Raw genomic sequence first — 14,845 nt, forward strand, 5'->3', positions numbered from 1 at the left:
AGAATTTTAAAAGTGTGATTTTCTTTATTGTTAAAGCGAAAAGTAGGAGGGATATTGATGACAGTAGCGACAAAAAAAGAGAAAAGTATAAAAACAGTTACAGACACGAAGCAGAAAACACGTAAAGGTGTATTCTGGCCAGCTTTTCTAGTTGTAGGGGGTGGGGCAGTTCTTGGAATCGTTAATAACAAGCTATTAACAGATATTTCTATGAATGGATTTGTAGGTTCATTGCGGGGGCTTGGATGGCTCTATCAAATTATATCCATAGTGGCATTAATCATTGTAGCTGTTGTAACGTTTTCAAAGTTAGGGAATATACGTTTAGGTGGTGAAAAAGCCAAAGCCAAATATTCATTTGGAACTTGGTTTGCCATGGCATTAACTGGCGGAATTGCAACAGGTGTCATCACATACGGAGTTAATGAACCAATTATTTACTTTAATAATATTTATGGGGAAATGGAAAAGACGGGAGTTGAACCTGGCACTCCTCTTGCAGCAATCTTTGCTATGGGACGCACTTTTTACAACTGGTCATTTATTCCTTATGCAATGTATTCTTTAAGTGGTTTAATCGTTGCTTATATGTATTTTAATCGAAAAAAATCATTGTCGGTAACAGCAACTTTAATTCCATTGTTTGGAGATAGAATTACTAAAGGGTTTTGGTCAAATGTAATCGATACTTTATCTGTATTGGCAATTGCTCTAGGATTGGCATCTTCTCTTGGAGCAGGACTGGCGTTGGTTGGATCTGGAATTGAAACAACATACGGTATTCAACAAGGACCTCTTGTGTGGCTTGCTTTAACATTCATCATCACGCTCGTTTTTACTATTTCGTCTTTAAAAGGATTGGATAAAGGGATTCGCTTTCTGGCAGATGCCAATGCAAAAGTCTTTTATATTCTGCTTGCTATCCTTTTAATTATCGGACCATTCTTGTATATTGCACGAACAGCCACTGCAGGTCTAGGCTATTGGTTACAAAATTTCTGGCAATGGGGTCTTGATCCAATTGATATTGGTGGAGAAGCTCTAGTAATGTGGTGGACACTGTATGATTGGGCGATTTGGATTGCTTTCGCGCCATTAATGGGGATTTTTCTAGCAGCAATCTCATATGGCCGTACGCTTCGTCAATTTATGATTGTTAACTGGATTATGCCTTCTGTATTCAGTATTATTTGGTTTAGTGTTTGGGGAGGAACGGCTTTAAATTGGCAACAGAACAAAGTGGTCGATCTAGCAAGCACTATTACAAATAGCGGAGCAGTAGCAGGATTGTGGGCATTCTTAGGAAATCTGCCTATGGGGGTAATTATTATACCAATTGTAATGCTAACATTAATCCTTTCTTTTTCTACGGCTGCTGACTCAATGGTTCGGACAATTTCTATATTATGCACCTCAAATATTAATCATGATAAAGAACCTTCTAGTTGGAAAAAAATAGTTTGGGCACTTTCAATAGGAATTATTGCATTCGTTATGGTTGCTTCTGCTGGAGGAGCACAGGGCGTTGATGGGGTTAAATATCTAGCAGCTCTTGGCGGAACGGCTGTTTTGTTCATCTTTGTGCTGCAAGTTATATCCGCTATTAAAATGTTTTTTATTGATAAAATAGAAAAAGGAGAGTAGGGGAGAAAGTAGTGCTAATAAAAGAAATAAAAAAAGTGACCCTTGGTGGTCCTCTAACAATAGAGGAGTTTATAGCTGTTGCTCGTTTTGGAGCTGATATCGAATTTTCTGATGACTACTGTAATCGGGTAAAAAAATCTCGCCAACTTGTTGAAAACTGGATAAAAGAAGACAGAGTAATGTATGGAGTCAATACTGGCTTCGGTGCTCTGTCTAAGGAATTTATATCTTCGGAAGAAACAGCTCAATTACAAAAAAATATTCTCTTATCCCATGCTACTTCTGTAGGAGAACCGTTAGCAGAAGAAGACGTACGTGCCACAATGCTTATGGTTTTGCAAAATTTAGGTCAAGGATATTCAGGAGTTAGACTGGAAACTTTGGAAATGTATCGCCAATTTTTGAATCTGCGTTTAACTCCGTGGGCTCCACGTGAAGGATCAGTCGGTTATTTAAGTCCGGAAGCCCATATGGCTCTTGTGTTGATTGGTGAAGGAAAAGCATATGTAAATGGGGAGCTTATGCAGGCGAGCGAGGCTTTAGATAAAGTTGGGGTAGCACCCATTGTTCTTTCAGCAAAAGAAGGTTTAGCACTTATTAGCGGAACAACAACTTCAACGGGGATTGGAGCTTTAGCATTATACGATATGTTAAACGCAGTAACAGCAGCGGATATAATCGGTACCATGTCGTTAGAAGTGTTGAAAGGAACCATTCGAGCTTTTGACGACCGCTTGATGAGTGTCCGTCCGCATCAGGAACAAAGAGATACAGCAAAGAATATTAGAAACATGTTAGATGATTCCATGATTGCCAAGAAATATATAAAGCACCGCTTGCAGGATGCTTTGTCATTACGTGCTATTCCCCAATTGCATGGAGCTGCTAAAAAAACGCTGCACGATGCCTTAAAAACATTTGAAATAGAAATGAATTCTTGTACGGATAACCCTATTTTGTGGCCGGATGAAGAAGGTATTGGAGCAATTTCGGGATGCAATTGTGATTCATCCTATGTTGGTATAGAGTTAGATTCCATGTGTATTGCTGCTACTGCAATTGGTAAAATGTCAGAGCGACGAAATAATCGTCTTATTAATGGTCAACTTTCTGAATATCCGTCTTTTCTTATTCAAAAGACAGGATTAAATTCGGGATTGATGATTCCTCAATACACGCAAGCAGGCCTTTTAAATGATATGAAGATATTATCCCATCCAGCAACAGTGGACACTATTCCTACTTCTGCCGATCAGGAAGATTATGTCGCGATGGGATATAATGCAGCCAAAAAAGCACGAGAAATAGCTAAAAAACTGGAATATGTATTAGCGATTGAACTGTTGTCTATTTATTCTGCCCATCAGTTTATAGACAATGATTTGCTGCCAGGTTCCGCCTCCAGTGCCGTTTTAGATTTCATTTCTTGTTCTGTACCAAACATGGAGGAAGATATTTATCTTTATCCTCACATCGAAACATTAAAAGAATTCATTCATTCTAGTGCCATTATAGAATGTGTAGAAAAAGTAATTGGAAAATTACTCTAGTAGGCATTAAAGGCTAGTATTCTTGAACATACCAATTTACCTTTTTAAAACATCCTAACTTATCGAATAAATAAGTTAGGATTTCCTTTTTTTAATAAATTTAATGTTTTGAAAGAAAATGCTATAAGAAGGAGGTAACTAAATGGAAATTCATTTGGTAGCAAAAGATCAATTAGAAGCGAATGGAATTCGATGGGTAATAGAGTCGCATTTTACAGGGATTCAATTGAAGTTGTGGGATACGATGGAGTCTTTTGAAAATGGTGTCGAGAAACAGCAGCCAGACCTCGTTATCTTAGATATGGATGGATGGGAGGATGAAAGTGAAAAGTTTGACAAAATAAGAAAAAGGCTTGGCATGAGATGGATAGGAATTTCATCTGAAAGAATATTTCAAACCGCTTATCGTGCGCTTCGTTTTCGTGCAGAGGACGTTTTGTTCCGTCCCTTTTCCCCAACAGATTTAATTAAACGTATTCAACAGCTGCGTTATCAACTCAAAAATGAAAAGATTTCTATTTTAAATTATGCAGCAGGAGAAGCAGACTTGTTTGATATTGACTACCCGGATCTTTTCTTAATAGATAGGAAGCAAACAAATTCAATAGCAATGGTCGCACTGTTGACACCTTCTTCCGAGGCACTTTCGTTAGTATACGACGCATTACAACGGTACTCTTTTACTGAGAAGAATCGTATATTTGTTTTTTCTGATTTTATTTTATGCGTACAGGAAAGTAAAGAGGCGGATGTAATGAAAGAAGAGTACTATACTTTTCTTACCCGCTGGAAAGATTTTATGGATGAACCGCTTGCAATTGTCATTAAGATTGCAATAGGAGATGATTCCTTAAAGAATATATACGAGCAAACACGCCAATTAACAAGGAGAATTTTTTTTGAAGGGTATGACATTATTTTAGCGGAAGAAAAACTTTTTTTTCGGGAAATGGATCCATTTCTTACTCCTTTAGAACAGCGTCAATGGATTGAAATGCTTGAAAAAAGAGACATAAAGACCATTCGGAGCTGGATAGAAAATGAATTTCTAACTTTTCAGCCTCCCTATCCGGATCCGGAAATCATTCGAGTTCGCCTGACGAGTGTTCTGGCACAAATTCGTCGTCACATGAAATCATACAATCTTCAAAGTGCTTATTGGGAAGCAATCTATCATGAAGTTTTTCAGCAAATTGTACACAAACCCGTCATTTATCAAATTGTTAAAGAATTGCTTGTATTTACGACTCGGCTACTTCAGCAAGATCATGAACAATTACAAGATGGACCACGCTCGCTCGTTGAAAAAGCAAGGGAGTTAATGGAGAACAATTATTGGGATGCACAATGGAATTTAGCAGCATGCGCTGATGCACTGCGAGTTAATAAAAGCACTCTTAGCCGCCGCTTTGCAGCAGAGTCCAGCCAAACGTTTCGTAATACACTGCACCAAATACGTATTGGAGAGGCGAAAAGGCTATTACAAGAAACTGATTTGTCATTAGAAGAAATTGCACACTTAACAGGTTATTCCCATCAAACGTATTTTAATGCGAAATTTAAAGCACTGGAAGGATGTACTCCTTTAGTATATCGATCAAGACTGTGATCTGAAAGTAAAGAGTGTGGAACAAATTATAAAATAAACAAAAAATTAAATAAAATATGAAATAAATTATAAAAAAATCACTAAATTATAATCCGAATATTAAGTCATATGGAATAAAATATCTATAACAAAACACAGGAGGTAAAAGGATATGAAGATAAAATTTGAAGAGAAAGTAGTGCGCTATCGAGGAACAACTTTAAATACAAAAGGCTGGGAACAGGAGGCTGTTCTTAGAATGTTAATGAACAACTTAGATCCAGAAGTTGCTGAGCATCCAGAGAAGCTGGTTGTGTATGGTGGAATCGGAAAAGCAGCAAGAAATTGGGAATCGTTTGATCAAATTGTGGCTTCATTAAAAGAGCTAGAAAAAAACGAAACATTACTTATTCAATCAGGAAAACCGGTAGCCATCTTTAAAACACATGAAGCAGCACCGCGTGTTCTTCTGGCAAATTCAAATATTGTTCCTGCATGGGCCAATTGGGATACTTTTCATGAGCTCGACAAAAAAGGGCTGATGATGTATGGGCAAATGACAGCTGGAAGCTGGATTTATATTGGCAGCCAAGGAATTGTACAAGGTACGTATGAAACATTTGCTGAGTGTGCAAAGCAGCATTTTAATGGCAATCTAGCAGGAACGATTACAGTAACAGCAGGATTAGGCGGAATGGGCGGCGCGCAGCCTTTGGCGGTTACAATGGCAGGCGGAGTGGTAATTGGAATTGACGTAGATAGAAGCCGCATTGAAAAGCGTATAGAAACCCGTTATTGTGATGTCCTTTCCGAATCACTTGATGAGGCTATTACTCTAGCAGAAGAAGCTAAAAAAGCAGGAAAGCCGCTTTCGATCGGATTGCTTGGCAATGCTGCTGAAGTGCTGCCAGAAATGATTAAACGAGGTTTTATTCCGGAAATTGTAACAGATCAAACTTCTGCGCATGATCCATTAAACGGCTATCTTCCGATTGGATTGTCTATGGAAGAAGGGGCAACACTTCGTGTGCAAAATCCAAAAGAATATATTAAACAATCAAAAGCTAGTATGGCTGTACACGTTCAGGCAATGCTTGAGATGCAAAAGCAAGGAGCGGTTGCATTTGATTACGGGAACAATATCCGACAAGTGGCCTTTGATGAAGGAGTAGAAAATGCTTTTGATTTTCCGGGATTTGTTCCAGCTTATATTCGACCTCAGTTTTGTGAAGGAAAAGGACCGTTTCGCTGGGTAGCTTTATCAGGTGATCCAGAAGATATTTATAAGACTGATGAAGTTATCTTAAGAGAGTTTGCTGATAATAAGCACCTTTGCAACTGGATTAAGATGGCCAGAGAAAAAATTGAGTTTCAAGGGCTGCCTGCACGCATTTGCTGGCTTGGGTATGGAGAAAGAGCACGTTTTGGAAAAATTATTAATGAGATGGTTGCTTCTGGAGAACTTTCAGCACCAATTGTTATTGGACGCGACCACTTAGATGCAGGTTCTGTAGCTTCACCAAACCGTGAAACAGAAGCAATGAAAGATGGTAGTGATGCCGTAGCAGATTGGCCTATTTTAAATGCCTTAGTAAATACGGCTGCCGGCGCAAGCTGGGTTTCTGTTCACCATGGGGGCGGCGTAGGAATGGGCTATTCTTTTCATGCTGGAATGGTAGTCGTTGCTGACGGTACGGAAGAAGCAGCTGCACGACTTGAACGGGTTTTAACAACAGATCCTGGTATGGGCGTTGTTCGACATGTGGATGCTGGATACGATTTAGCTATTCAGACTGCGAAAGAAAAAGGCATGAACATTCCAACTCTAAACGAAAAAGGTTGAGGTAAAATGACAGAACTTTTATATATTAAAAACGCTTCACAAGTTATTACTGTAAGTGGAGGAAGCACGAAGCCGAAAACTGGTCAAGAAATGTCCGAAATCGGTGTCATTGAAAATGGAAGTGTTGTAGTAGAAGATGAAAAAATAATTTTTGTAGGTTCAGATTCTGAAGCTGAGAAATATATCAACACTTTAAAAAAACCACTGACCACGATGAACGCTGAAGGAAAAGTATTAACTCCTGGATTGATTGATCCTCATACTCATATTGTTTTCGCGGGCAGCCGTGAAAAAGAATTAGAAATGCGCCTAAAAGGTGCAAAATATATAGATATTTTAAAAGCTGGTGGTGGTATTTTAAGTACCACCTCTCATACCAGAGAAGCGTCTGAGGAGCAGTTAATTGAAGAAACGATAAAACGTTTGAATCGTTTTCTTCAATATGGTGTAACGACTATTGAAGCAAAAAGCGGTTATGGATTGACAGTAGAAGATGAATTAAAACAACTAAGAGCTGCTAAAAAACTAAATGAACAGCATCCTATTGATCTTATCTCCACTTTTATGGGGGCTCATGCAGTGCCAATTGAATACAAAGAAAAACCGGATGAATTTGTAAAGCTTGTGGTTGAGGAGATGCTGCCGCAAGTTGCTCAGGAAAAATTAGCGGAATTTTGTGATGTTTTTTGTGAAGAAGGTGTATTCACGGTTGAGCAGTCAGAATATATCCTTGAAGAGGGAAAAAAGTGGGGCTTAATTCCCAAGATCCATGCAGATGAGATTGTACAATTTGGTGGTGCTGAATTAGCAGCAAAAGTAGGCGCTGTTTCTGCAGATCATTTATTAAGAGCATCAGAAAATGGGATTAAGCAAATGGCAGAGCAGGGCGTTATTGCGGTCCTTTTGCCTGGTACAGCTTTCTTCCTGATGACAGAACCAGCAAATGCCAGGAAAATGATTGAATCTGGCGTTCCTATAGCTCTTTCAACTGACCGAAATCCAGGTTCGTCGCCTACAGAGTCATTGCCATTTATTATGAATCTAGCTTGTCTTACAATGAAAATGACTCCAGAAGAAGTTTTAACAGCTAGTACGATTAATGCAGCGCATGCCATTAATAAAGCAAACGAAATTGGAAGCATTGAGATTGGCAAGAAAGCCGACCTTGTTTTATTTGATGCGGTGAATTATCAAACGCTTCAATATAATTATGCCGTTAATCTGGTTGATACAGTAGTGAAAAACGGAAAAGTGGTTGTAAAAGGTGGGGCTATTGTTGACAATTAAAAATCTTAACATCAATATTGACCGTCTGAAAAATGACATTGAAGAACTTGGACAATTTGGAAAGAACGCAAAAGGTGGCCTTGATAGGACCACCTTTACTCCTTCTGAATTAGCAGCGAGAGATTGGCTAAAAGAGCAACTTCATGCGTTAAAGCTAAATGTAAGAGTAGACCAGGCGGCAAATATATGGGCAAAGCGTACTGGACAAGATGAAAAACTCCCAAGTATCGCATTTGGATCGCATATTGATACTGTCCCTAATGGTGGGAAATATGATGGAGCTTTAGGAGTGTTAATCGCTCTTGAAGTGATGAAGGTGCTGGAAGAAAATCGAATTTCAACACGTCACCCGTTAGAAATAGTTTCTTTTAGTGCAGAAGAGCCGAATCCTTTTGGTTTATCTACTTTTGGCAGCCGTGCGATCAGCGGAAAGTTAAAGCAGGAGGATATCACACATGTAACGGATTCAGAAGGAACAAAGCTAACCGATGCCTTAAGAAGTGCTGGTGGGGATCCGGAGAATTTTGAGAAATCCGTACGCAATCCAACAGATTTAATTGCATTTTTAGAGGTGCATATTGAACAAGGAAAAAGACTGTTAACTCGTTCAATTCCTGTTGGTGTAGTGACTGCTATTACAGGGATCTACCGTGAAGAAATTACTGTATATGGAGAAGCAAATCATGCTGGCACGACAATTATGGAAGATAGAAAAGATGCTTTGCCAGCCGCCGCAGAGATTATTTTAGCATTGGAAAGTATTGGACGTAATCATCCTTCTATTGAAGTCGTTGGAACGATCGGAAAGATAGAGGTTTTTCCTAACGCAGCGAATATCATACCTGAAAAAGTAAAAATGGTATTAGAAATTAGAGGCAAGTTGTCTTCAGAGATTCATGAAGTAGTAGAAGAGTTAAACGCTCAATTTAAGAGAGTAACAGAAAGCCGTCCCGTACGAATAGAGCGCAATATTCTTTTAGACCAATCCCCCGCTCCTATGGATGAAACGGTTATTAAAACGATGCAAGAATGTGCGGAATCATTAGACTATCCTTCTTATTTGCTTGGAAGTATGGCAGGGCACGATGCTGTCCATATGGCATCGCTAACGAAAAGCGGGATGTTATTTGTTCCAAGTTTAGAAGGGAAAAGCCATTGTCCGGAAGAAGAAAGCCGAGTGGAGGATATTGAACAAGTTGCGAATGTTTTATTGCAGACGATTCTTTCATTAGATCAAAAACTTGATAGATAGAAGGAGATAAGAATATGAGTGTTTTATATATTGCTGATTATATATATGTAGATAATCAGTTTAAACATGATCAAGGCATCTATGTATTGAATGGAGTTATTAAAGAAATAGGACCTAAAAACAAATTGCTGGAAAAGTATAGAGGAGTTCAAACCTTTGATTGGAAAGGAAAAGCAATTTTACCGGGAACCATTAATGCCCATAATCATTCTTTTCAAAGTTTATTAAGAGGGATTGCTGTTGACCGCCCATTTTTAGAGTGGCGTGACCAGGCGCTTTATCGCTACACACCATTTTTAGATGAAGAAGCAATCTACACCGGAGCGTTATTTGCTTTTGGAGAAATGTTAAAGTATGGAGTGACAACAGTAAGTGACTTCTTTTATGTTCATAATGGTGGAACGGCGACAGATGAAGCCGTTATTCAAGCTGCCAAGGATTTGGGCATTCGCCTCGTGTTTGCGCGTACAATGTATGACTGGGATGGCGCTCCTAAAAGTTATCGTGAAACGGTCAGTGAGGCTGTAGATAGAACAAGGAAATTAGCGATTAAATACCAGGGAGATCCTATGGTATCTATTCAGCCAGCACCGCATAGTCCACATGCAGCATCACCTGAAATGATTAAAGCTGGCCATCGTTTGGCAAAAGAATTAGGGACGCCATTTCATATTCATGTTGCTGAAGAAACTTTTGAAGTAGATGAAACACTTGAAAAGTACGGGTTAAGACCTGTTCATTATTTAGATTCTCTTGGAGTAGTTGATGAAAGCATGATTGCAATCCACCTTGTCTGGCTGGATGAGAGCGAAATCAAATTATTAGGACGTAAAAAAGCTTCTTTAGCCTATTGTCCTTCAAGTAATATGTTTTTATCAGATGGTGTTACCCGAATACCTGATTTGCTGCAAGCAGGTGTACGTATTTCATTAGGATCAGACGGTGCCTGCAGTAATAATCGAATTAGTATTTTTGAAGAAATGAGAATGTGTTCCCTTCTTCAAAAGGTAACTCGGTTAGACGGTACATGTATTAATGCCAAGCAGGTGTATGATATGGGTACAAAAGTAGGGGCTGAGTTACTGAACCTTCCTACAGGAGAAATTTGTGAAGGAAAAAAAGCTGATTTTGTAACGTTGGATTTAAATGATCTTTCTCTTTCTCCAAAGTCAGAATTATTTGCAAATGTGGTCTATTCCCTTCAGCCCAATGCCATTGTTGACGTCATTGTAGATGGGAAACTAATTGTAGAAAATCGAAAAATCACAACTGTACCTGAACAAAGCATCGTCAATAGAGTGGATAGCTTAATGGAAAAATGGAAAAGCGCCACAAATTAAATCGTTTTTTGGAACGACAGCAATCAGCCATACATGCGCTTTTAGTACAATTATGTTGATGAAATTAAATAAGGGGTGAGGACCATTTCTTACTCGTTAAAAATAATAAAAAAAGAAGATCAATTTATAAATGAATGGACAGGTGGGACAACAACTGAGTTAGCTATTTTTCCCGAGAATGCAGATTATAAAAAACAAAATTTCTTATGGCGACTAAGTGTTGCAACAATTGATCAAGAAGAATCTTTGTTTACTTCTCTTCCGAGTGTTCATCGAATTACCCTCATAACGGATGGAGAAATGGTTTTGGAACATCAAGGACATTACCGTAAATTATTAAAAGTTTTTGACCAAGATGCTTATGAAGGAGAATGGATCACTCGCAGCAAAGGAAAAGTAAAGGATTTTAATGTAATGTTAAAAAATTATTATCAGGCAGAAATTGAAGCTGTAAATCTTGAAGCTGGCACACATAAAGTCTTCAATGCTAAAAATAAAACATCTTTTGATACTGTAACAAATCTAGTTTATTGTTTGAAAAGCGAGGTTGAAATAAGAATTTCTGAAACAAAATCCTTCATACTGCAAGAAGGAGATCTATTGCTCGTAAATAGAGCATCAAAAGAAAGAATAAACATTGGATTATATAATCAAAATAAGGAGCAAGCCACGGTAATTAAAGGTGAAATATTTCTTTAATATCAAGATTAAATGGCTTGTGCTAGGTATTTTTTTATCCATTTTTCGATCATAGAATCCCTATTGGTAGGTAACATGCGATATGATCTGTGAATTATAGATAAATGTAGAGCTGGAGCCAAATAATATGAGTCTCAACCTGTTTTTAATATACTCCTTTTATATTTGTCGATTCTATGGTTGAGGCATATGCAAACGTTTTATATCACTTATAAACCTGTTTTCTAACACGAGTGAAATTTTTATTATCCACTCGTGTTTTTTTATTTTCTGTAAAGAAAAATGAATAGTAGATAAAAAACTGCCCGTAAAAACCTGATCGTTTTAGGCTAACTATCAGGGGAAAAGAACATCTATTAATAGAAGGTTCGCCTTATCTCAGTCGAAGCCCTCCAGTTTGTACGTCGATGTTCAAGGCGCTTGTGATTTCCTTCTAAAAAACACTGTAAGATATTCTCACAAAAAAGAAGACAATTATTATACAAATGGTATAGTAGAAATATAAATGGCATAATAATGTAATTGTTAGTTGGAAATTGGCTTTATTATGATGTATCATGAATGAAGGTCATTCATTTATGGAGGTTGCTTATTTGATTAGTGTTGCAAATGATAAATACAATAAAATATTACAATCTGCTATTGAGGTTATTTCCGAAAAAGGGCTCGATAAGACGTCTATCTCAGATATCGTAAAAAAGGCGGGAGTGGCCCAAGGAACCTTTTATTTGTATTTTCGTTCGAAAAATGCTTTAATTCCAGCAATTGCTGAAAATCTTTTGACGTTAACGCTAAACAGAATTAAGGATAAAGCACAAGGTAAAGAGTCATTTTGGAGCATGCTAACCGTATTTATAAATGAAATTTATCAAAATACGAACGATCATAAAGATGTGCTTGTTCTTTGTTATTCAGGACTTGCTATTGATTATTCAATGGAAATTTGGGAAGCCATTTATCAACCTTTTTATCAATGGTTTGAGGAGATTTTAAATCAGGCGATTGAAAATAAAGAAATCATTGAAGGCATACATGTACAATGGACAGCTAAAATGATTATCAATTTGGTTGAAAATGCAGCTGAACGATTTTATATTGGCAGAGACCAAGACGTAACATTAGAAGAATCGCAAAACGAACTATTCCAGTTTCTAAAAAGATCCTTAGTATTAAGTGAAAGTAATATTAGTTAACTCTAATATTACTTTCCATTTTCATAATTTCACATAGGTCCAAAAGGGGATTAATTTTTTTTGATAAAAATGACTGATATTCATTCATTTTTTTAATGATTTACAAAGGAGGAAGAAAATGATTGATAAGCAAGAGCAATCTTTGAATGTAAAGATGTACATTAACGGCGAATGGCGTGAATCTTCAAATATACAAAAAAGGTCGATTATCAATCCCGCAAATGGAAGTATTATTGGTTATTCAGAAGAAGCCACGATTGAAGATGCAAGAGAAGCCATTAAGGCGGCTCGAGAAGCATTTGATTCTGGAGTTTGGTCGAATCTGAGCACAGGAGAAAGAGCCGAATTCTTATTTAAAATTGCAGATAAAATCATAGAAAATCGTGAAGAGCTTGCTCGCCTTGAAACGTTGGATAATGGTAAACCATACAGGGAAGCAGAGGCTGATGTTGATGATGCGGCTGCTTGTTTCCGCTATTATGCAGGTCTAATTACAAAACCTAGCGGACAAACGTATGATGTTCCGGCTCCGATACAAGCGATGGTCATTAGAGAACCAATAGGAGTTTGCGGATTAATCGTACCGTGGAATTATCCTTTACTAATGGGTGTTTGGAAAATAGCTCCTGCCCTAGCTGCTGGAAACACCATTGTCTTTAAACCTTCTGAAGTAACGCCTGTTACTTCGAAAAAGCTTTTGGAAATTTTTGAAGAAGTAGAGCTGCCTAAAGGTGTAGCCAATATGGTATTAGGTGCTGGGTCAATTGTTGGAAATGAGATTGTCGAAAATAAAGATGTGGATAAAATTTCTTTCACTGGTGGAACTGTTACAGGTAAGCATATTATGCGTACAGCAGCAGATACAGTGAAAAAGGTTTCATTAGAGCTTGGAGGAAAATCTCCAAATATTATTTTTGCTGATGCTGATTTTGAAACAGCCGTTGATTATGCACTATTTGGCATTTATGCAGGATCGGGTCAAATTTGTGCAGCTGGTTCAAGAATTTTAGTAGAAGAAAGCATACATGATCGATTTGTAGAAAAATTTGTCGATCGTGCTAATCAGATTATTGTTGGTCCAGGCAGCGATTTGGAATCGGAAATGGGTCCATTAGTAAGTGAAGAGCACTTGAATAAAGTCCTGTCGTATATTGAGCTAGGAAAAAAAGAAGGGGCTGCTCTTGCAGCTGGTGGAAGCAGGCTAACCGAAAATGGTCTAGATAAAGGTTATTTTGTAGCTCCGACCGTGTTTGTTGATGTAAGGCAAGACATGCGAATTGTTCGTGAAGAGATTTTTGGACCTGTTGCGGTTATACAAAAATTTAAGAATGAGCAAGAAGCTATCAAGCTTGCTAATGATAGTGAGTATGGATTAGCTGGCGGTGTTTTTACACAGGATGGAGCAAAAGGACTGCGTGTTGTTAAAAAACTAAGAGCTGGGATTACTTGGGTGAATACGTACCACTTTACGTTTAATGAAGCCCCATGGGGCGGTTATAAACAAAGTGGGTTTGGAAGAGGATTGGGAACCTTTGGACTAGAAGAATTTCAAGAAGTAAAGCAAATCAATATCAATTTAGAAGTAGAACCAATTGGCTGGTTTAAATAAGAAAAGCGGAATCGCCTTGATCAGCCCTGAAGAAAAATGTTCGTTTGGGTCAAAAAGTGTTTTTTACTTTTAGAGACAAAGGGTTATTTTTCACAAGGGCTAGGCGATGGAGCTAGACAAAAAGAAAAGCGGAATCGCCTTGATCAGCCCTGAAGAAAAATGTTCTAATTTCAAAAAAATTATAATTTACTTAACTTAAATAAAGGAGCGATTAATATGAGTACAACAGTAAAAGAAGTAAACAACAATGTAGATGAAAAATACACAGAGGTGAATGAGTATATTCAGAAAGTTCTTCAGTTAATTGAAAAACAAGAGGTGACAAAAGAAGAAGCTGCGTGGATCACGCAAGAAACAGTAAATGGCTTTAAAGACCATGTGAACCCCGGGTTTCTTGAATATAGAAAAACAGTAACGATCGATACACAATTTGCAGCAGTAGAATGGTCTGATGAAGGTTCATGCTTTACTGATGTGAATGGAAAAAAATACATCGATTGCCTTGGCGGCTTCGGAATATACAATGTTGGCCACCGTCATCCGAAAGTAGTAAAAGCTGTTGAAGATCAATTAAAACGCCAAGCTTTGCACAGCCAGGATTTATTAGATCCACTTCGTGCGATGCTTGCAAAAATATTAGCAGACGTAACACCTGGGGATTTAAAATATTCTTTCTTTACGAATAGCGGTACGGAAAGTGTAGAGGCTGCTCTTAAGCTAGCAAAAATGTATAGCGATCGTACCACATTTATTTCAACGACTCGTGCATTCCATGGAAAAAGCCTTGGATCTTTATCAGGAACGGCAAAAGGTATGTTTCGTAAACCCTTTCTGCCATTA

At 37.9% G+C, this 14,845-nt stretch carries 11 protein-coding genes; all 11 read left to right on the forward strand.

Features of this window, described 5'->3' with window-relative positions:
- Positions 1-57 precede the first annotated feature (57 nt).
- A complete protein-coding gene (locus tag FDO66_RS00755) occupies positions 58-1,644 on the forward strand; it encodes a BCCT family transporter (protein ID WP_141430496.1) in 1,587 nt (528 codons plus the stop codon).
- A gap of 11 nt (positions 1,645-1,655) precedes the next feature.
- Positions 1,656-3,194 carry an HAL/PAL/TAL family ammonia-lyase gene (locus FDO66_RS00760; RefSeq protein ID WP_181444394.1) on the forward strand — a complete coding sequence of 513 codons (1,539 nt, stop codon included), beginning with the start codon at positions 1,656-1,658 and terminating at the stop codon, positions 3,192-3,194.
- Positions 3,195-3,336: 142 nt separating this feature from the next.
- On the forward strand, positions 3,337-4,803 hold the full coding sequence (locus tag FDO66_RS00765; RefSeq protein ID WP_141430497.1) for a response regulator transcription factor: 1,467 nt from the start codon (positions 3,337-3,339) through the stop codon (positions 4,801-4,803).
- A 151-nt stretch (positions 4,804-4,954) separates the two neighbouring features.
- Complete coding sequence (gene hutU / locus FDO66_RS00770) at positions 4,955-6,625, forward strand: urocanate hydratase (protein ID WP_141430498.1); 1,671 nt, start codon at positions 4,955-4,957, stop codon at positions 6,623-6,625.
- Positions 6,626-6,631: 6 nt separating this feature from the next.
- Positions 6,632-7,912 (forward strand): imidazolonepropionase, encoded by a 1,281-nt coding sequence (gene hutI / locus FDO66_RS00775; protein WP_141430499.1) that lies wholly within the window; start codon positions 6,632-6,634, stop codon positions 7,910-7,912.
- A complete protein-coding gene (locus FDO66_RS00780; RefSeq protein ID WP_309475249.1) occupies positions 7,902-9,164 on the forward strand; it encodes a Zn-dependent hydrolase in 1,263 nt (420 codons plus the stop codon). Before hutI ends, FDO66_RS00780 begins: the two co-directional genes overlap by 11 nt.
- A 14-nt stretch (positions 9,165-9,178) precedes the next feature.
- The gene (locus FDO66_RS00785) at positions 9,179-10,504 is read left to right on the forward strand and encodes an amidohydrolase family protein (RefSeq protein WP_141430500.1); all 1,326 of its coding nucleotides are present in this window, start codon (positions 9,179-9,181) and stop codon (positions 10,502-10,504) included.
- Positions 10,505-10,579: 75 nt separating this feature from the next.
- On the forward strand, positions 10,580-11,203 hold the full coding sequence (locus tag FDO66_RS00790) for a HutD/Ves family protein (protein ID WP_141430501.1): 624 nt from the start codon (positions 10,580-10,582) through the stop codon (positions 11,201-11,203).
- Positions 11,204-11,760: 557 nt separating this feature from the next.
- Complete coding sequence (locus tag FDO66_RS00795; RefSeq protein ID WP_395939737.1) at positions 11,761-12,396, forward strand: TetR/AcrR family transcriptional regulator; 636 nt, start codon at positions 11,761-11,763, stop codon at positions 12,394-12,396.
- 118 nt (positions 12,397-12,514) lie between these two features.
- Positions 12,515-14,005 (forward strand): aldehyde dehydrogenase family protein, encoded by a 1,491-nt coding sequence (locus tag FDO66_RS00800; protein WP_258535518.1) that lies wholly within the window; start codon positions 12,515-12,517, stop codon positions 14,003-14,005.
- 216 nt (positions 14,006-14,221) lie between these two features.
- The coding region (locus FDO66_RS00805) for an aminotransferase class III-fold pyridoxal phosphate-dependent enzyme (protein WP_141430674.1) at positions 14,222-14,845 on the forward strand (624 nt) is incomplete at its 3' end.

Source organism: Bacillus sp. 03113, from assembly GCF_006546985.1.
GTDB lineage: Bacteria > Bacillota > Bacilli > Bacillales > Cytobacillaceae > VATK01.